The organism is Mesorhizobium sp. M1078 (genome assembly GCF_040318615.1).
Taxonomy (GTDB): Bacteria; Pseudomonadota; Alphaproteobacteria; order Rhizobiales; family Rhizobiaceae; genus Mesorhizobium.
Map to the genome: position 1 here is coordinate 1 of NZ_JAMYMP010000016.1, position 17,960 is coordinate 17,960.

Sequence of the window (17,960 nt, forward strand, 5' to 3'; positions counted from 1 at the left end):
CACGAGGCCAAGGCTGGGGAGCGGCCGGAATGATGGCGGATCACGGCGATGATCTCAGCGCCGTTGGGGGGCCGGGGCGGCGCCCTGGGCGGCGCCGCGGCGCACTGGGGGGGGGGGGGGCCCCCCCCCGCCCCGGGGGGGGGGGGGGGGGCGCGGCGGCCGGCCCGGGGGGGGGGGGGGGCCCGCCCGCGCCGGCGCCAGTCCCCCCCCCCCGCCGCTTCGGGGCGACCCTCCCCATCCAGGGGAGGGTAAAGCGCGATCGGCCGAAGGCCGCAAGCCCGACCGGGCGTCCGAGCCGTTGCGAGGCGACTCCGGCGACGCCGAAGGCGCGCAAAAAAGAGGGGGCGGAGGGCCTGCGCCGGCAGGCGCGGAACGGCCCGTGAGCGAAAACAAAGTCAACATCTGCTGCGTCGGCGACGACGACCAGTCCATCTATGGCTGGCGTGGCGCCGAGGTCGACAACATCCTGCGCTTCGACAAGGATTTCCCGGGCGCCACCATCATCCGGCTGGAACGCAACTACCGCTCGACCGCGCACATCCTCGGCACCGCCTCGCACCTCATCGCCCACAATGAGGGTCGCTTCGGCAAGACGCTGTTCACCGAGAAGGTCGCCGAGGACGACGAGAAGGTGCATGTCCACGCCGCCTGGGATTCCGAGGAGGAAGCGCGCGCCGTCGGCGAAACCATCGAGACCTACCAGCGTGCCAAGCACAATCTCAACGACATGGCCATCCTGGTCCGCGCCTCCTTCCAGATGCGCGAATTCGAAGACCGCTTCGTCACGCTCGGCCTCAACTACCGCGTTATTGGCGGCCCGCGCTTCTACGAGCGCATGGAAATCCGCGATGCGCTGGCCTTCTTCCGCGTCGTCGCCCAAGGCGCCGACGACCTCGCCTTCGAGCGCATCGTCAATGTCCCCAAGCGCGGCCTGGGTGAAGCCACCATCCGCCAGATCCACGACACGGCGCGGAGCTTGCGCATCCCGATGCTGGAGGCAGCCGCCAAGCTTGCAGAAAGCGACGAGCTGAAGCCGAAACCGCGCGCGGCCTTGCGCGAAGTGGCGGCCAATTTCGAGCGCTGGCAGAAGGCGCTGGAAACCACGCCGCACACCGAACTCGCCGAGACCATTCTGGAGGAGAGCGGCTACACCGACATGTGGAAGAACGACCGTTCGGTCGAGGCGCCGGGCCGGCTGGAAAACCTGAAAGAGCTTATCCGCTCCATGGAGGAGTATGAATCGCTGCGCTCCTTCCTCGAACATGTCGCCCTGGTCATGGACGCCGAGCAGAATGCCGAGTTGGACGCCGTCAACATCATGACGCTGCATTCGGCAAAAGGCCTCGAATTCGAGACGGTTTTTCTCCCCGGCTGGGAGGAAGGCCTGTTCCCGCATCAGCGCGCGCTGGACGAAGGCGGTCGCTCAGGCCTGGAGGAAGAGCGCCGCCTCGCCTATGTCGGCCTGACCCGGGCCAAGAAGAACCTGCATTTGTGGTTCGTCTCCAACCGCCGCATCCACGGCCTGTGGCAATCGACCATCCCGTCGCGCTTTCTGGACGAACTGCCGGAAGCCCATGTCGAGGTCGCCGAAAGCGGCAACTCCTATGGCGGCTACGGGAATTCCTATGGCGGCGGTTCGTTCGCCTCTGGCCGTGGCGGCCAGGGCGCAGGACGGCAGAACCCCTACGGCGCCTCGCGCTTCGACAATGTCGGCGCGGAAAAATCCGGCGCCTTCTCCAACACCTATGCCACGCCCGGCTGGCAGCGCGCGCAGGCCAACCGCACCGAGGCCACCGACCGCAACTGGGGCTCGCGCTCCGGCCACCAGGTCGAGCGCATCGGCTATGGCGAGACCGACAGCGGCTACGGCGCCGGCCGCACCTCGGTCAAAGGCCGCACCATCGACGGCGAACTGGTCGCCAAATCCGTCGCCGACACGCCGTCGCCCTTCAGCGTCGGCGACCGCGTCTTCCACCAGAAATTCGGCAACGGCAACATCTCCAACATCGAAGGCAACAAGCTGACCATCGACTTCGACAAGGCCGGCCAGAAACGCGTGCTGGACGGGTTTGTGGCGGCGGTGTGAGCGCCCGCTTGTCCTGTTGTCCTACAAGCGACCACATTGTTGTAGTCTGGCGGAGCCCTCCCCGCCTCGTCATCCACGGGCGGAGCAAGGAGCGTAGCGACGCAGCGTAGACCCGAGGATCCATCCCGCGTCTTCAACGCGTTGCCACGGTGCGTAATCCTGCGCAGCTGCACTCCAAGGTCGCGGAATGGATTCCAGGGTCTACGCGACGGAGCTTCGCTCCTGCTCCGCTCTAGAATGACGAAGCGACGGGCGTCTGCCCAGTCGTCGGGGCATGCGGTCCGCAACATGAGCGTCCCCGTCAATTTAGCCCGCCCCTCACCTGTACCGCGCCTGGTTCCACTTGTGCCCCAGCAGCGACAGGATGATGATCAGCCCGTTGAAGAACTGGACGTAGAAGCCGCTCAAGCCCGCCGCCACGACGCCGGTCTGGATGAAGGACACGGTGACCGCGCCGATCGCGCCGCCGGCAACCGTACCGATGCCGCCCCAGGTCGGCGTGCCGCCGACGAACACCGAAGCCAGCACCGGCAAGAGATAGCCGTCGCCCGCGGTCGGCCACCAGGTGAAGTTGATCATCACCGAAAACGTGCCGGCGATCGCGGCCCCGATGCCGGTGAAGATGAACACTTTCACCCGCACACGCTTGACGTCGATGCCCATTTGCTGGGCGCTGTCGGGGTTGTCGCCGACGACCCTCACCTGCGCGCCGAAGCGGTGCCGGTTGTAGAGCATTGCCGACAAAATGACGAAGGCGAGTGCCCAGAAGACCTGTACCGGAAAACCCCAAACCTGACCGGAGAAGATGGTGTACGCCCAGCTGTCGCTGAGACCGGTCAATGCCGTCGACCTGCCCTCGTTGATGATCTGGATCAGTCCCCGCAGCAGGAAATTCATGCCGAGCGTGGCGATCAGCGACGACAGCCCGCCATAAACGACCAGGGATCCGACGAGAAAGCCGAGCAGCGTGCCGGTGAGAATCGCCGCTGCGATGCCGAGAAACGGATCGTAGCCGGCCTGCACCACCAGCGCGAACACCCAGGAGGCAAAGCCCATGGTTGCGGGAAACGACAGGTCGATCTCGCCGCAGGTGACGACGAAGACCAGCGGCACCACCACGAACAGGGCAACCGGCAGCGTGGTCAGCACGGATCTGTAGAGATACCAGGTGGTGAACACGGTTGGGTTGGCGATCAGGAACGCCGCCATCATGATGATGAACACGGCGAGCGTGCCGAGCGCTGCGCGGTTGTCGATGACGAAACCGCGCAGCCAGTGGTCGGACGGGTGCTTCCACTCAGGCCGGGCTGCCTTGCCGCCGAGAGGACTCTGCAGATCGGGTTCCATGGTCTTGCTCATCGTGCTGCCCTCTCCGCGTCGCCGGCATCGTGCAGGCCCGGCAATCCGCCGGGATGCGCAACTTCTTCCATGAAGTTGATCAGCTCTTCGGCCGACTTGACCTGGGTGCGATCGGCGGTCAGCGCCACCTTGCCGCGGTCAATCACCACGAAGCGGTCGGCGATGTCGAAGACGTGGTGGATGTTGTGGCCGATGAACAGGATCGAACGGCCGCTCGCCCGCACCTGGCGCACGAAATGGAAGACCTTGGCGGTCTCGGTCAGCGACAGCGCCGTCGTCGGCTCGTCGAGGATGATCAGCTCGGCCTGCTTGTAGATGGCGCGCGCGATCGCCACGCCCTGGCGCTCGCCGCCCGAGAGCTGGCCGACGATCGAGTGCGGCGTGAACACCTTCGAGGTGAAGCCGATCTCGCGCATCAGCCGGCTCGCCTCCTCTATCTCTTTATTGACCTTCAGAAAGCCCATGAAGCCGGTGAGTTCGCGGCCCATGAAGATGTTGCGCACAATGGTCTGCTGCACGGCCAGCGCCCGATCCTGGAAGACCGTCTCGATGCCGGCGTCGCGCGAGCGTGCCGCACTCCAGCCGGTCACCGGCTTGCCGCGCACCAGGATCTCGCCGCTGGTCGGCTTGACGACGCCGGACAGGATCTTGATCAGCGTCGATTTGCCGGCGCCATTGTCGCCGATCAGGCCAACCACCTCGCCGCGGTCGACCGAGAGATTGACCCCGCCCAGCGCATAGACCTGGCCATAGGATTTGCTGATGTCGCGCAGTTCGATGATGCGTTCGGCCATGGCGATCCTCGCTCCTGTGGTATCATCCCGGCCTGGTGCCGGCGGTCCTGCCGGCCGGGCTTGGGCCCAGCCGGCAGCTTGGGAGGTCAGCGCAGCGCCTGCTTGGCGAGCTCGGCGACGATCTCGTAATTCTGCGGCGTCACGAAGCCGGCGCCAGTGTCGACATTCATCGGCGCCAGGCCCAGCACCACCTGCTGGCAAAGGCTGAGGATCGGCAGATAACCTTGCAGGAAAGGCTGCTGATCGGCCGTCAGTTGCACCCAGCCGCCCTTGAACGCCTCGACGATCTGCGGGCTGGTGTCGAAGCCGAAATTGAAGATGTCGCCCGGCTTGCGCCCCGCCGCCTGCATGTAGGTGGCGACGTTGCCCAGCATCTGGCCGCCGGGATAGCCGACCGCCTTGACATCGGGATTGTTGAGCAGGGCCGCGGTGATCACCGGGATCGCCAAATTGGGGTCGGACGCCCATTCGCCGCTCGGCGGCGACGACAGCTGGATGACCTCGACGCCGGCTTCCTTGAGTGCTGCCACCGTGCCGCGCTCGCGCGCGCCGCGGGCCTCGTTCTCGAACGGACCGATCATGATTGCCTTGTCGCCGGACTTGAGCTTCCCGAGCTTGAACGCCTCAGTGCCGAGCGCGCGGCCCTGCTGCTCCTGCTGGGCGCCGACATAGCCGCCGCCGAACGCAGCCACCACCGTCGGCACCGGCACGTTCTGGTACATCATCTTGATGCCGTCCTTGTGCGCCTGTTCGGCCAGCGGCATGATCGCGGCGTCGCCGGGATGGCCCATCATGGCAATGCCGTTGGGCTTCACGGCGACGGCCTCACGCAATTGCTGCACCATCTTCTCGACGTCCCACTGCGAGAAGATGTAGTCGACCTTCGGCCCGAGATCGGACGCCGCCTGCTTGGCGCCATTGTAGACGATGGTGCCGAAAGCGTCGCCCTCGGCGCCGCCGACGAAAAAGCGGATGTGGACATCCTTGCACCACTGGGCGTCGAGCGCCTGCGCCGGCAGAGTGGAGATGGCAGCGCACAGCGCCGTGGCGGCGGCCACGACGGTCGAGCGCAGAAGTGTCGTTCTCATTGCGATGCTCATGCACGTTCCTCCCTTTTGTCCTCGGTGAGCCGAGGGGTTTCGTCGTTCGCCTGTCGGCAGTGCTTGTCGGCAGTGCTTGGCAATCTGTCAGGCCGGCTCCTCCCACCGGCCCTCGGTCACGCCGGGTTCGGCAGGTAGGTCGCTCCTCCCCGGCATTGCTTGAGGTATTCCAGCCCGCGCACCTGGCCTGTGATTTCGAGGTCGCCGCGATAGACCGGGTCGTGCCAGCCCTCGATGTCGATGGCGCCCTTGTAACCGGCCAGCCGCAATTCGCTGATCACCCGCGTCCAGTCGCTGTCGCCAAACCCGGGCGTGCGCATCTGCACGAAGGGCAGCTTGCCGAACACGCCGTGCTCGCGGATCACATCCCAGCGCACCGTCGCGTCCTTGCCGTGGACATGGAAAATGCGCGGCGCCCATTTGCGGATCTGCGGCATCGGGTCGATGAGGTAGACAAGCTGGTGGCAGGGCTCCCATTCGAGGCCGAGATTGTCGTCGGGCAATTCGTTGAACATCAACTCCCAGGCATCGGGATTGTGGGCGATGTTCCAGTCGCCGGCCGCCCAGTTGCCATCCATGGCGCAATTTTCGAAGGCAATGCGCACGCCCTTGTCTGCGGCGCGCCTGGCCAGCGGACCCCAAACCTCACGGAAGCGCGGCAGGCTGTCTGTCAGCTTCTTGCCACGCAGACGTCCGGTGAAGCCGCTGACGATCGAAGCGCCGAACAGATGCGCATTGTCGATGACGGTTTCCCAGGCCGCGAGCACGCCGCGATCGACCTCGCCATCCTCCAGCGGATTGCCGAACACGCCGATCGACGACACGGCGACATCGGCATCGCCGATCGCCTCGCCAATCTCACCGGCGAGCCGCGCCAAATCCTTGCCGCCCAGCGTCTGCCAGAAGAAGGGCTGGATGCTCTCGAAGCCGAGCGGCAGAATCTCTTTGATGTAGGCGGCCGGGTCTTCGAGATTGGCCCGCACCATGGTGCCGATCCGGATGTCGAGAAGCGGGTTTGGCATCATGATGCTTCCTGTGTGATTGCGACGCGCCGTCCGGTCTCGGCGCTTTCGATGGCGCCAAAAACCATGGCCAGGCTTTTGATGTTGTCGCTGCCACGGGTTTCCGGCTCGCTGCCGGTCTCGATGGCGTGCATGAAATCCTTGATGATGCCGAGATGACCGCCGACGCGGTCGGCGGAATCGAGCGGCGGTACTGTGATGGGCTGGGTCAGGTCGAACAGGCCGTCGCGGACCGACAACACAACCTCGGCCTTCAGTCCGTCCTCGCCGTCCCAGAGCAGGCTGCCGTGCTCGGCGACGATGCGCCATGTGCTCTCCCAACTGGTGCGGAAGCCCGCCGCGCACCAGGAGCCTGCATAGGTGAAGCGCTTGCCGCCGCCGAGATCGAAGATAGCGCTGGCCGACGAGCCCTGCCGGTACCAGGAATTCGCCGGATCCCATTCCTGGCAATAGACGCCGGCGGGATCGCCTGCGACCATGTAGCGGGCGGCGTCGAATGTGTGGATCGCCATGTCGAGCAAGAGCACATGCGCCATCTCCTCGCGAAAGCCGCCGAAATGCGGCGCGACGAAGAAGTCGGCATGGATGCTGGTTGGCTTGCCGATGGCGCCGGAGTCGAGAAAGCGCCTTATGCGCCGGACATTGGCGACATAGCGGCGGTTCTGCACGACCGCATGGACGCGCCCCGCGTTACGCGCCGCATCGACGATGGCGCGCGCATTTTCCGGAGTATCGGCCAGCGGCTTTTCCGTCAGCAGATGGCAATTATGGGCAAAGGCGGAAAAGGCGACGTCGCGGCGGGCGGCAGGAACCACGACATCGAACACCGCGTCGGGCTTGGTCTGGTCGAGCACCGCGTCGAGGCTGGTGCCGATTACCGCGCCGTCGAGCCCGTATTCGTGCGCCCTCGCCTTCGCCCGTTCGGCGTCGAGATCGACAAGGCCGACAATGGCCAGCCCGTCGATCTGCCTCGCGGCATCGAGCCAGGCCTTGCTCATCGCACCACAGCCGACGAGGACGGCATTCATCATCCGGCATTCCTCCCGTCCGGTCCCTCCAGACCGAATGTCACGGCATTTCCGGCATCACCGTAAACGTTTCTCCGTAAACGTTTACGAGAACACACCCGATGGCGTAGAATGTCAATCGGCTGCCAGCGAAAATCATCCCGAAGCCTTGGCCTGGGCGGCAGCCGGTGCTAGCCAAGACAGGGGGAGAACTGTCCTTGGCGTCCAGCATCCATGACCTTGCGCGTCACCTGAACATTTCGATCGGCACCGTGTCGCGGGCGCTGAACGGCCGCGCCGACGTCAATGCCGACACCCGCCAGCGCGTGCTCGCCGCCGCCAAGCAATTGAACTATTCGCCCAACCAGTCCGGCCGCAGTCTGCGGCAAGGCACCACCCATTCGATCGCCTTCATGCTGCAGCCGCATCCGGGCGACCAGCAATATGGCGAACCGTTCTTCATCCCGTTCCTGATCGGTCTGCAGGGCCGACTGGCCGAGGATGACCTGGATCTGATGGTCGTCATGGGCGAGCCCGGCCAATATCAGCAGGAGAGGCTGCGCCGCGTGGTTGAGACGCGCCGAGCCGACGCGGTCGTGTTGGCCAATACACGGCGGGAAGACGATCGGATCGACTATCTCAGCAAGGCTGGCTTTCCCTTCGCCACGCTTGGCCGAAGTCAATCCGGCGACGACACCTATCCTTCGCTCGATATCGATTTCGAGAGGGCGGGTGATGAAGCCGTCGACCGGCTGGTCGCGCGCGGCCACCGCCGCATTGCCGCCATCCGCCCTTCGCTGGATCTCAACTTCGGCTACCTGTTCCTCGACGGCTACCGCAAGGCGCTGGGGCGGCATGGCATCGAAGTCGACCCCGGCCTGATCGCCGACGGCTTCATCAACGAGGCCGGAGGCTACCAGGTGACGCCGCGCGTGATGCTCTCCAAGGACCGGCCCACAGCCATCATCTTCAACAATGACGCAATGGCGCTCGGCGGCTGCAAGGCACTGGCCGAGATGGGCATCAGGCCCGGCCACGACATCGCGGTGATCGTCATCGTCGACACGCCGCTCTGCCGTTATTTCTCGCCGGCGCTGACCGCCTTCCGTCCGTCGCTGGAGCCGATGGGCCGGCGGCTGGCCGAAATGCTGCTGGCCTCGCTTCCCGCCTTTGCCGGCCCGGAAGGTCCGCGCATCATCCGCGAAGTCTGGCCGCTGGAACTGATCGCGCGCGACAGCGATTGATCCGCCGCGGAGGAAGGCCGGCGGGCCTCAATCCACCTTCTTCTCGCCCCGCTCGCCGGCCTTAACGATGTCGCCGGTGGTGAACAGGATTTCCTTCAGTTCCGTGCGCCAGTCTTTCTTCTGGCGCAGCAGGAATTCCAGATCCATGCCGAAATGCTTGAACTCCTCGCCTTGCGCGTTCTTCATGATCGCCTTGGCCTGAGGGTCTTTCTCGACCGACATGCGCTGTTCGTACCAGCTGATCGCCTCGGCCTCTTCGATCAACGAGGTGATCATGCGGGCAAAGGTCCGCACCTCCTGCGTCAGTTCTTCCGGTGGCTCGTGATACTGATCGAAACCCATTTATCCCTCCTGGGCCCGGGGCTCGACCGGCCATCGCAGGCGACGCTTGGGCTCGCGTGCAACGGATCAGGCTGGAAAATGGTTCCGGAGCGCGTGCGACACGGTCTGTCACGCAACTATCATCTTCGCGTCCTAGACCGCTCATCGGTGGGCGCGGCATCGTCGATTGCGGCGGCTTCGTCATCCGGCCGTTCCGGCCCGTTCCGTCACAAAGAGGATCTCCATGAAAATCTCGCACCGAACCGTGTCGCTCGGCGCCGCGCTGGCGCTGTTTACCGCCCTGACCCCTGCCCTTGCCGACAGCACCGCCACCGTTGGCGGCTTCGTCAACAAGGGCCTGGTCGGCGTCGGCCGCATCCCGGCCGATCAGAAGGACAAGTTCGGCGAGACCTTCGGCTCCGGCTCCGGCATGTCCATCGACGCCGCAAGCTGGACCCGTGGCGCGGACGGCTACAAGGGCTCGCTCTGGTTGCTGCCGGACCGTGGCTACAATGTCGTCGGCACCACCGATTACCGGCCGCGCCTCAACACTATTCATATCGAATTCACGCCGACCGCACTGGGCGCCACGCCCACCTCCGGCCAGGAACAGACAGGCGTCAAGGCGACGCTTGCCGATTCCCTGCTCCTCACCGACGACAAGGGCGCTGACGCCACCGGCCTCGATCCGCTCAACGGCGTGCGCGCGGCCAATGGCGACCTGCCGATCCTGCCCGAGGCCAATGGCAAGCTGGCGCTCGACAATGAGGCGATCGCGCGGCTGCCCGACGGCACCATGTTCATCTCTGACGAATACGGCCCCAACATCTACCGCTTCTCGGCCGACGGCCATCTGTTGTCGGCAACGCAGCCGCCCGCCGCTTTGGTGCCGATGCGCAAGGGCGCGCCGAACTTCGCCTCCGACAATCCGGGCCCCGGTGCAGCCGAACCCGATCCGAAGGATCCCGAAACCGGCCGCCAGAACAATCAAGGCCTCGAAGGCATGGCGCTGACGCCGGACGGCAAGTCGCTGATCACTGTGCTGCAGTCGGCGCCCCGCCAGGATGGCGGCGATTCGCCCGCGACGCGCCAGAACACCCGCGCGCTGGTCTACGACGCCTCCGACCCGGCCCATCTCAAGCTGGTGCATGAATATGCCGTGCCGCTGCCGGTGTTCAAGGACGCCAAGGACAAGACCAAGGTCGCCGCGCAGAGCGAAATCGTGGCGCTGTCCGACAAGACCTTCCTGATGCTGGCGCGCGACAGCGGAAACGGCCAGGGGGTGAAGGGCCATACTTCGCTGCTGCGCCAGATTTTCGTCGTCGACGTCTCTGGCGCCACCGACATTGCCGGCGGCGCCTTCGATGCCGCCGACAAGCCGCTGGCGCCCAAGGGCGTGCTCGACCCCTCGGTGACCCCGGCCAAGCTGACGCCGTTCATTGACATCAACGACAACAAGGAACTCGGCCGTTTCGGCCTGCATGACGGCAAGCCGAACGACAAGAACAATCTCTCGGAGAAGTGGGAAGCAATGTCTGTGGTCAGCCTGCTCGATCCGGCGCTGCCCGACGACTATTTCCTGTTCGTCGGCAACGATAACGACTTTCTCACCCAGGACGGTTTTCAGGTCGGCGCGCCCTACAAGGCCGACGACGGCGCCGATGTCGACACCATGTTCCTGGTCTATCAGGTCACGCTTCCGGGCCTCGCCAAGAAGTAGCCGTTTACGGAAAGGCGGACGCGCCCGGCGCGTCCGCCTCTAAACGTTTGTCGGCGATCAGCGATGCCGTGAAGGCACCTATTTCAAAATCTCCGCATCCCTTGGCACGCCGGCATCGATCGGCTCGGCGGTCCGGCTCGACACGGCCATGATCTTGCCTGCGGCCGACAGGTTCGGGCGCACATAGACCTGGGCTACGCCGTTGACCCGGCTGTAGAGGTCGATAATGTCCTGGTTCATGAAGCGCACGCAGCCCGACGACGCGTTCTTGCCGATGGAATCCCATTCCGGCGTGCCGTGCAGCCGGTACATCGTGTCCTTGCCGTCGCGGAACAGATAGAGCGCACGCGCGCCGAGCGGGCTCTGCGGTCCCGGCGGCATGCCGTCCTTATATTTCGCCAGTTCCGGCCGGCGCTGGATCATTTCGGGCGGCGGCGTCCACACCGGCCATTTCTTGCGCGCCTGGATCACGGCGCTGCCGGTCCAGCCAAACCCGGCCTTGCCGAGGCTGACGCCATAGCGCATTGCCTTGCCGCCGTCGCGCACCAGATAGAGAAAATGCTCGGATGTATCGACGACGATCGTGCCGGGTTTTTCGCCGGTCGGATCGTCCACGATCTGGCGCACGAACTTCGGATCGAGCTTGGCCACGGGGATTGCCGGCAATGAAAAGCCCTCATCGACGCGCGCCGAATACATAGTGGCGGCATCGCCCAGAGCCGGTTCGGGCGCCGGAGCGGGCGTTGGCGGCACCACGACGTCGGTCGTGGTGCAGGCTGAAAGCGCCATGGAAGCGGCACCCAAAGCGGATATTCCAAGAAACGCGCGCCGGTTCAGGCGCTCGGAAAAAAGCGGATTGTCGGACATGATCCCCCCAGCCTATTCATCATATCCAACAGGATATGCGACCCCACGCGGCGACGACCCATATCCCATTCCGAATGTTTTGAGAACTGATTAGCTTGAAGCCGCCAGGTGGCATGTTCCAATGCCGCATCGACCTTGTCCGTCAAATCGGCGATCATTGCCGGGCGGACTTTGAGATGAACCTTCGCCGAACAGCCCATGGACGAAAAAATACCCCCGCGCCGGCGCACCGGCGATCTCACCAGCGGCCCAATCCCTCGCACGCTGCTGTTGTTCGCGCTTCCGGTGCTCGGTTCCAATGTGCTGCAGTCGCTCAACGGTTCGATCAACGCCGTCTGGGTCGGCCGCTTCCTCGGTGAATCGGCGCTGACGGCGACCTCAAACGCCAATCTGGTGCTGTTCCTGATTCTTGGCACCGTGTTCGGCATCGGCATGGCCGCCACCATCCTGGTGGCGCAATCGGTCGGCGCCCGCGACCTGCCCGAGGCGCGGCGCATCGTCGGCACCAGCGCCAGCTTCTTCTTCCTCGTCTCGGCTATCTTCGCCGTCTGCGGCTGGATCTGGGTCGAAGCCATCCTCAACACACTGGGCACCCCGCCCGATGCGCTGCCGCTGGCGCGCTCCTATCTGCGCATCATCTTCGTCGCCGTGCCGATGATGAATCTTCTGTCCTTCGTCATGACGGTGCTGCGCGGTGCGGGTGATTCGCGCACGCCATTTTTCTTCATGGCGCTCGCCGTCGTGCTCGACATCATCCTCAATCCGCTGCTCATTCGCGGCATCGGCCCCTTCCCCGAGCTCGGCATCGCCGGCTCCGCCACCTCGACGCTGATCGGCCAGACGGTGAGCGTGATCGCCATCCTCGTCGTGCTTTATGCCAGAAAGCATCCGTTGCGGCTCGCCGGCGCGAACCTCGCTCTGCTGCGGCCGGATCCGGCGCTGCTCAGGATCGTCGTTTTCAAGGGCGTGCCGATGGGCCTGCAGATGATCGTCATTTCGGCGGCGGCGCTGACCGTGATGGGCATCGTCAACTCCTACGGCTCGCAGGTCGCCGCCGCCTATGGCATCGCGGCGCAGCTGTGGACCTATATCCAGATGCCTGCACTGGCGATCGGCGCCGCAGTCTCGTCGATGGCGGCCCAGAATGTCGGCGCAGGGCGGTGGGACCGCATCGGTCGCATCGCGGCGTCCGGCGTCGGCTTCAACCTGGTGCTCACCGGCGCCCTGGTGGCGCTGCTGTTCTTCTTCGACAGGCCGGTACTCGGCCTGTTCCTTAGCGGGGACAGCACCGCAATCGACATTGCAGCCCACATCAACAAGGTGGCGTCCTGGTCGTTCATCCTGTTCGGCGTCACCATCGTGCTGTTCGCGACCGTGCGCGCCACCGGTGCCGTGATGCCGCCGCTGATCATTCTGGTGATTTCCGTGATGGTCGTGCGTACCGGCTTTGCCTACTTCTTCAGGAGCTACATCGGCGAGGAAGCGCTGTGGTGGAGTTTTCCGGCGGGATCGATCACCTCGCTGGTGCTGGCCGCCGCCTATTATCGCTTCGGCCGCTGGCGCACCATGCACATGATCGAGGACCGGCCGGCCGCCGGCGAGCCGCCCGACACCGGCCTCGGCATCCCGCGCGGACGGGCAAACATGGCGCCCGGGACGCCAAACGGGTGAGGCTCAGCGCGCGTATTTGACGCCGAACCCCAGCGCTACGACAGAGAACAGCGTGATCATGCCGGCGAAGGCCAGGCTTGCCGTCGTCGGAGTGGCCCAACTCGACAGCAGCCCAATGCCGATCACCGGCAGCGCATTGCCGCAGAAGCAGCAGATGAAGAACGCCGACACCAATTCGGCGCGACGCTCGGCAGGTGCGATCTGGTTCACCACCTGCAGGCCGCCGCGATAGCCGAGCGCCGCCGCCACGCCGCACACAGCGGTGGCGGCAACCATCAGGGACATCGACGCGAAAAACTGAGCAGCAACCATCAGCCCTACGGCCGGGATCATCAGCGCCAGCGCGGCCAGCATGCCGGCGCGACTGGACAGTCGGGTCGTGGCCAGAATGGTCGCGGCCGCAACGATCGACAGTTCAAAGAACAGCCCGCCAGCCTCGGCATGGTTGGCCACATGCAGCTGCTGCGCCAGGATGCTCGGCGCCAGGGCTGCATAGAAGCCGACCAGCGCCATGGCGCCGAAGCCGGTGACGGCCGGCGCCACGAAAGCGGCGCGGATATCAGCGGGCACCGACAGCCGCGGCCGCAGCGAAACATCGGCCAGCCTTCCCGGCCGCGAAACGGTTTCCCTGGTGCGCCAGATCAACAGCGTCACCACCACGAGCAAGGCAAGATAGACCGCAAACGTTAGTCTCAACGGCCAGGGCGCATATTCGGCGAGCAGGCCCGATGCCAGCGCGCCGAGGCCAAGGCCAACGAAGTTGGTGCTGGTGGCGATGATTGCCGCGCGCGATTTGTCCTTACCCTCGATCAACTCGGCAAGCCAGGCCGTGCCGGTTCCCGCGCCGATGCCGATGCCAAGGCCGCTCAATATGCGGGCGACATCGAGCCATGCGACATTCTCGGCCAGCAGGAACACCACCGCGCTGACCACCGCTATGGCCATCGACGCCAGCGCCGCAGGACGGCGGCCAATGCCGTCGGACAAGCGCCCGAACATCAGCAATGCGCCGAGATTGCCGACGACATAGACGGCGTAGACCAGCGTCAGCGTGATCTGCGAGAAACCGAAGGCCTGCTTGTAGATGACGTAAAGCGGCGTCAGCACCGTGCTGCCGGCGAACAGAGCGGCGATCATGGCGGCAACCGCGGCCATCGCGGGCCGGCCATCGAGTCCATTGTCGCGCGTTATGGTCTCGGCATAGCTGGTCATGGCAACCTCCGGCCAATCGCCCAACGCCCAATTGCGCCCCAACGTCCATGTAAGGATGGCCGTTCCACGCGCCGAACTTCATCCTGACAACCTTGTCAGGATGGTCTTGCCCGAAATCCTCGCTTAACGTCTTTCCATCGAGAGGGAGAATCCATGGGAAAAGGCAGAGTCGAGGCATTCACCGATGGCGTCGTCGCCATTATCATCACCATCATGGTGCTGGAGCTGAAAGTGCCGCATGGGGAGGATTTTTCAGCGCTTCTGCCTCTGTGGCCGATCTTTTTCAGCTATGTCTTGTCGTTCATCAATGTCGGTATCTACTGGAACAATCTGCACAACATGTTCCACACCGTCCAAAGGGTCGACGGCCGCGTGCTGTGGGCCAACCTCAACCTTCTGTTCTGGCTGTCGCTGATGCCGGCAACGACGGCCTTCATGGGCGAGAACCATTTCGCGCCGGTCCCCGTCGCCGTCTATGGCATCGACCTGGTGCTGTGCGCGGTCGCCTACACCTTTCTCGCCACCAAGCTGCACCATTTGCACGGCAACGACACCGCCTTCGCCAAGGCGCTGGGCAATGACCGCAAGGGCAAGATCTCGGTGGCCCTCTACGCCGCCGCCGTCCCGCTTGCCTTCGTCAACCAATGGATCGGCGTTGCGATCTTCGTGCTGGTGGCCGCCGTCTGGTTCGTGCCGGACACGCGTTTTTCGCGGGTGCTGGAAAGTAGCGTAGGACGCGTCTACTTGCGCATCGCCTTCAGCTTTTCGGCAACCGACGCCGCAAGGTCGGCATAGCGCTCCTCCAGCCGCTCGGCCGCCTTGATGATCGAAAAATCATGGCCGAATTTTTCCAGCGCCATGCGCAATTTCTCGACGAACTCGGCCTGTTTTTCGAGTGCCGAAAACAAGGTCTTCACCTGCGCTTCGCTTATGTCCGGATTGGCAAGCATCTGTGGCACCTCGCGGCCCATCTGGTCGCCGGTGGCGGTCTGCTCCTTCAGGATCGCAACCCAGTCGGTCAATCGGCAGTCTCCTGTTCAGCCGCAGCATGCACGGCCGCCGTTGATGCGGTCAACCCGAACACGCGGGACGGCCTTGCACGATGCGCGTCCCGCGCTAAGTTCGGCGCCACCCGAACCCTAGGAAAAAGATCATGACCTCCGACGCCGAAATCCAATCCGCTTTGCCCGCCCTCAGCCGAGGCAACGTCGCCGTCGTCACCGGGGGCGCCAGCGGCATCGGGCTTGCCGCCGCCAAAAGGCTGGCGGCTATGGGCATGAGACTGGTGCTGGCCGACATTGGCGGCGCGCGCCTCGATGCGGCCCTCCAGGCAGTCGCCGCGATCACCGGCGAGAATGCCGTGCTTGCCGTCGCCACCGACGTGTCGAAGGCCGACGAACTCGGCCGGCTGGCAGAAAAGACGCATGCCGCTTTCGGCGTCGTATCGCTGCTGATGAACAATGCCGGCGTCGGCAACAATCCGGGAAAACCGTGGGAGAACGGCGACGCCTGGAAGCGGCTGATCGACATCAATTTCTGGGGTGTCGTACATGGCGTCGAGGCCTTCGCTCCGGCCATGCTGGCCTCCGGAGAGCCTGGCCTGATCATCAACACCGGCTCCAAGCAAGGCATCACCACGCCACCCGGCAATCTCGCCTACAACGTCTCCAAATCGGCATTGAAGACGTTCACCGAAGGGCTGGCGCACGCATTGCGCAACGAGCCGGGCGCGAAGGTCGCGGCGCATCTTCTCATTCCCGGCTTCACCTTCACCGGCCTCACCGAAGGAGCGGTCGAAAAACCCGCTGGCGCCTGGACCGGCGAGCAGGTGGTCGACTTCATGCTGGCTTCGCTGGCGCGCGGGGACTTCTACATCCTCTGCCCCGACAATGAGGTGATGCGGCCGACCGATGAAAAGCGCATGGCCTGGGCGATCGGCGACATCATCGAGAACCGGCCTGCTCTCTCGCGCTGGCACCCCGACCATAAGGACGCTTTCGCGGCCTTTATGGGAAACTGATCGTCGAACTCAGCCAAAGCCGAGACTCAGGCGGGCGCGCGTTTTTTCGCGGTGCGCTTTTGCGCGACGGCCTTCTTGCCCGCCAGTTCGGCGAGCTCGTGGTCATGGCGTTTTGCCGCTCGCTCGCATTTGTCTCTGATCTCCTCGACCTCGGATTCGGTCAGGTGCTCGATGCCGATGAAATGATTGTGGCCCTCGCTGACGCGGATCAGTTCGTCGAGCTTGGCCTGAACCGCGGCGCCGTCGCGGTTCTGGGTGTTCTGAATCAGGAACACCATCAAAAAGGTGATGATCGTCGTTCCCGTGTTGATGACGAGCTGCCACGTATCGGAGAAGCCGAAGAATGGCCCGCTTACCGCCCAGACGATAACGATGGCGCAACAGGCGATGAAAGTCGGCGGCAGGCCCGCCAAGTGCGAAACGGTGTTGGCGATTCTGGTAAACAGCTTTTCGATCATTCACATCCTCAACCGTTCAAAGCGCGACGAGCTGACCAAGGCCGCATTCATCGCTCCAACAATAAACAACCGGCAGCCGCTTCCGGTTCCCTGTCGCAGAGGGCATCGCTGGTGCAATTGTATGCACGCCAAAGGCGCAGCGCCGTGAAAAGCCGCCTTATCGGTTTGTTGCCATTAGTCACCATGCAGGCCAAAAAACCTGTTCCGTCCGCTTCACGCGGATTTGTCTCCAAGCCCCTTCCGCTGCGCCACCCCCGCATGGCGGAAGGGGTCCGTTGCGTTGCCGCAGACCGGCGGAACTCTTCCCGACACGTGCCGTTCAGAATTTTGGCGCCAGGATTTCGGCCAGCCAGTCGATGAAACCGCGCACGCGCGGCGAGCTCTCAGGAATGCTCTTGCTCCCAGCGATCGAGGAAATCCTCAATCGGCAAGGCCTGCATGTCGGGAACCGCTTTGGCGAGTTTCTCCGGCGGCCAGTCCCACCAGGCGAGGCTTTCGATCCGCGCCGCGATCTCGGAGGGAAAGCGCATGCGCAACGGCTTTGCCGGTACGCCGGCGACGATTGTGTAGGCCGGCACATCCCGCGTCACCACCGAATTGGCGCCGATGATGGCGCCATTGCCGATGCTGATGCCGGGCATGATGACGGCGCCATGGCCGATCCAGACATCGTTGCCGATGCCGACCGCCTTGGCCTGCCGCCGCGCGCGGAACGCCGCGTCGACGCCCAGCCAGCGGAAATACTCGTTCGGCCGGTAGCTGAGCTTGTGCTGCGTGATCCGCTCGATCGGATGCTCCAAGGCATTGATGCGGCTGTTGGCGGCGATCGAGCAGAATTTTCCGATCGTCGTGTAGATCGCCTCGGCGTGGCGCTCGAAATAGGAGAAATCGCCGACATTGACCTCGCGCAGCACTACCCGTTCGCCGATCGAGGCATAGCGGCCAAGCTTGCACGCTTTCAGCTCCGCGGTCGGATGGATGCGCGGCTCCGGATCTTTCAGGACGAGGTTTTCGGTACGGTCCATCTGGCGGATTTACCCCCGCGCAATTGCGGAAGCAATTGTCGCGTCGCCGTCGGG

General features: G+C 64.4%; 16 protein-coding genes and 1 pseudogene. 6 read left to right on the forward strand and 11 right to left on the reverse strand.

The genetic code is table 11. The features are described from left to right. Window positions 1-245: 245 nt before the first annotated feature. Window positions 246-2,086, forward strand: a pseudogene (locus NKH38_RS20540) (ATP-dependent helicase); the annotation flags it as partial. Window positions 2,087-2,404: 318 nt separating this feature from the next. Here NKH38_RS20540 and NKH38_RS20545 read toward each other — a convergent pair. The 5 genes from NKH38_RS20545 to NKH38_RS20565 form a co-directional block, all read right to left on the reverse strand. Then, entirely contained in the window at window positions 2,405-3,445 is a 1,041-nt protein-coding gene (locus NKH38_RS20545; protein WP_023668309.1) for an ABC transporter permease, read from the reverse strand. Then, window positions 3,442-4,239, reverse strand: coding sequence for an ATP-binding cassette domain-containing protein (locus NKH38_RS20550; protein ID WP_352761897.1), 798 nt, complete (start codon window positions 4,237-4,239; stop codon window positions 3,442-3,444). Before NKH38_RS20550 ends, NKH38_RS20545 begins: the two co-directional genes overlap by 4 nt. An 86-nt stretch (window positions 4,240-4,325) precedes the next feature. Continuing rightward, on the reverse strand, window positions 4,326-5,339 hold the full coding sequence (locus NKH38_RS20555) for a substrate-binding domain-containing protein (RefSeq protein ID WP_023668307.1): 1,014 nt from the start codon (window positions 5,337-5,339) through the stop codon (window positions 4,326-4,328). Window positions 5,340-5,455: 116 nt separating this feature from the next. After that, the gene (locus NKH38_RS20560; protein ID WP_023832879.1) at window positions 5,456-6,364 is read right to left on the reverse strand and encodes a sugar phosphate isomerase/epimerase family protein; all 909 of its coding nucleotides are present in this window, start codon (window positions 6,362-6,364) and stop codon (window positions 5,456-5,458) included. Continuing rightward, window positions 6,361-7,392 carry a Gfo/Idh/MocA family protein gene (locus NKH38_RS20565; protein WP_352761898.1) on the reverse strand — a complete coding sequence of 344 codons (1,032 nt, stop codon included), beginning with the start codon at window positions 7,390-7,392 and terminating at the stop codon, window positions 6,361-6,363. Before NKH38_RS20565 ends, NKH38_RS20560 begins: the two co-directional genes overlap by 4 nt. 194 nt (window positions 7,393-7,586) lie before the next feature. Here NKH38_RS20565 and NKH38_RS20570 point away from each other — a divergent pair, with 194 nt between their 5' ends. Next, complete coding sequence (locus NKH38_RS20570; RefSeq protein ID WP_023697001.1) at window positions 7,587-8,612, forward strand: LacI family DNA-binding transcriptional regulator; 1,026 nt, start codon at window positions 7,587-7,589, stop codon at window positions 8,610-8,612. Between the two features lie 27 nt (window positions 8,613-8,639). Here NKH38_RS20570 and NKH38_RS20575 read toward each other — a convergent pair whose 3' ends face one another. After that, on the reverse strand, window positions 8,640-8,954 hold the full coding sequence (locus tag NKH38_RS20575) for a ferritin family protein (protein WP_023712452.1): 315 nt from the start codon (window positions 8,952-8,954) through the stop codon (window positions 8,640-8,642). 223 nt (window positions 8,955-9,177) lie between these two features. Here NKH38_RS20575 and NKH38_RS20580 point away from each other — a divergent pair, with 223 nt between their 5' ends. Next, entirely contained in the window at window positions 9,178-10,653 is a 1,476-nt protein-coding gene (locus NKH38_RS20580) for an esterase-like activity of phytase family protein (RefSeq protein ID WP_352761899.1), read from the forward strand. A 78-nt stretch (window positions 10,654-10,731) separates the two neighbouring features. Here the strand turns inward: NKH38_RS20580 and NKH38_RS20585 are convergent, their stop codons facing one another. Next, the gene (locus NKH38_RS20585; protein WP_023668302.1) at window positions 10,732-11,520 is read right to left on the reverse strand and encodes a L,D-transpeptidase; all 789 of its coding nucleotides are present in this window, start codon (window positions 11,518-11,520) and stop codon (window positions 10,732-10,734) included. Between the two features lie 198 nt (window positions 11,521-11,718). On the opposite strand from NKH38_RS20585, the gene NKH38_RS20590 reads away from it, so the two are divergent. Beyond that, a complete protein-coding gene (locus NKH38_RS20590; protein WP_023826608.1) occupies window positions 11,719-13,191 on the forward strand; it encodes an MATE family efflux transporter in 1,473 nt (490 codons plus the stop codon). Between the two features lie 3 nt (window positions 13,192-13,194). On the opposite strand, the gene NKH38_RS20595 is transcribed toward NKH38_RS20590, so the two are convergent. Further along, window positions 13,195-14,403 carry an MFS transporter gene (locus NKH38_RS20595; protein WP_352761900.1) on the reverse strand — a complete coding sequence of 403 codons (1,209 nt, stop codon included), beginning with the start codon at window positions 14,401-14,403 and terminating at the stop codon, window positions 13,195-13,197. A gap of 153 nt (window positions 14,404-14,556) precedes the next feature. Here NKH38_RS20595 and NKH38_RS20600 point away from each other — a divergent pair, with 153 nt between their 5' ends. Then, window positions 14,557-15,198, forward strand: coding sequence for a TMEM175 family protein (locus NKH38_RS20600; RefSeq protein WP_352761901.1), 642 nt, complete (start codon window positions 14,557-14,559; stop codon window positions 15,196-15,198). Here the strand turns inward: NKH38_RS20600 and NKH38_RS20605 are convergent. Continuing rightward, complete coding sequence (locus NKH38_RS20605) at window positions 15,144-15,425, reverse strand: hypothetical protein (RefSeq protein WP_023668298.1); 282 nt, start codon at window positions 15,423-15,425, stop codon at window positions 15,144-15,146. The two genes, NKH38_RS20600 and NKH38_RS20605, sit on opposite strands and share 55 nt — an antisense overlap. Before the next feature lie 131 nt (window positions 15,426-15,556). Between NKH38_RS20605 and NKH38_RS20610 the strand changes: the two genes are divergently transcribed. Beyond that, window positions 15,557-16,423, forward strand: coding sequence for an SDR family NAD(P)-dependent oxidoreductase (locus NKH38_RS20610; RefSeq protein WP_352761902.1), 867 nt, complete (start codon window positions 15,557-15,559; stop codon window positions 16,421-16,423). Window positions 16,424-16,449: 26 nt separating this feature from the next. Here the strand turns inward: NKH38_RS20610 and NKH38_RS20615 are convergent, their stop codons facing one another. Both NKH38_RS20615 and NKH38_RS20620 read right to left on the reverse strand, forming a co-directional pair. Continuing rightward, a complete protein-coding gene (locus tag NKH38_RS20615) occupies window positions 16,450-16,881 on the reverse strand; it encodes a low affinity iron permease family protein (RefSeq protein WP_023750938.1) in 432 nt (143 codons plus the stop codon). Between the two features lie 383 nt (window positions 16,882-17,264). Continuing rightward, complete coding sequence (locus tag NKH38_RS20620; protein ID WP_352761903.1) at window positions 17,265-17,906, reverse strand: DapH/DapD/GlmU-related protein; 642 nt, start codon at window positions 17,904-17,906, stop codon at window positions 17,265-17,267. Window positions 17,907-17,960: the final 54 nt, after the last annotated feature.

What these genes read in the sequence shown, in the direction of transcription:
- NKH38_RS20545 (WP_023668309.1), bottom strand. Translation starts at nt 3,445, where the DNA reads ATGAGCAAGACCATGGAACCCGATCTGCAGAGTCCTCTCGGCGGCAAG.
- NKH38_RS20550 (WP_352761897.1), bottom strand. Translation starts at nt 4,239, where the DNA reads ATGGCCGAACGCATCATCGAACTGCGCGACATCAGCAAATCCTATGGC.
- NKH38_RS20555 (WP_023668307.1), bottom strand. Translation starts at nt 5,339, where the DNA reads ATGAGCATCGCAATGAGAACGACACTTCTGCGCTCGACCGTCGTGGCC.
- NKH38_RS20560 (WP_023832879.1), bottom strand. Translation starts at nt 6,364, where the DNA reads ATGATGCCAAACCCGCTTCTCGACATCCGGATCGGCACCATGGTGCGG.
- NKH38_RS20565 (WP_352761898.1), bottom strand. Translation starts at nt 7,392, where the DNA reads ATGATGAATGCCGTCCTCGTCGGCTGTGGTGCGATGAGCAAGGCCTGG.
- NKH38_RS20575 (WP_023712452.1), bottom strand. Translation starts at nt 8,954, where the DNA reads ATGGGTTTCGATCAGTATCACGAGCCACCGGAAGAACTGACGCAGGAG.
- NKH38_RS20580 (WP_352761899.1), top strand. Translation starts at nt 9,178, where the DNA reads ATGAAAATCTCGCACCGAACCGTGTCGCTCGGCGCCGCGCTGGCGCTG.
- NKH38_RS20585 (WP_023668302.1), bottom strand. Translation starts at nt 11,520, where the DNA reads ATGTCCGACAATCCGCTTTTTTCCGAGCGCCTGAACCGGCGCGCGTTT.
- NKH38_RS20590 (WP_023826608.1), top strand. Translation starts at nt 11,719, where the DNA reads ATGGACGAAAAAATACCCCCGCGCCGGCGCACCGGCGATCTCACCAGC.
- NKH38_RS20595 (WP_352761900.1), bottom strand. Translation starts at nt 14,403, where the DNA reads ATGACCAGCTATGCCGAGACCATAACGCGCGACAATGGACTCGATGGC.
- NKH38_RS20600 (WP_352761901.1), top strand. Translation starts at nt 14,557, where the DNA reads ATGGGAAAAGGCAGAGTCGAGGCATTCACCGATGGCGTCGTCGCCATT.
- NKH38_RS20610 (WP_352761902.1), top strand. Translation starts at nt 15,557, where the DNA reads ATGACCTCCGACGCCGAAATCCAATCCGCTTTGCCCGCCCTCAGCCGA.
- NKH38_RS20615 (WP_023750938.1), bottom strand. Translation starts at nt 16,881, where the DNA reads ATGATCGAAAAGCTGTTTACCAGAATCGCCAACACCGTTTCGCACTTG.
- NKH38_RS20620 (WP_352761903.1), bottom strand. Translation starts at nt 17,906, where the DNA reads ATGGACCGTACCGAAAACCTCGTCCTGAAAGATCCGGAGCCGCGCATC.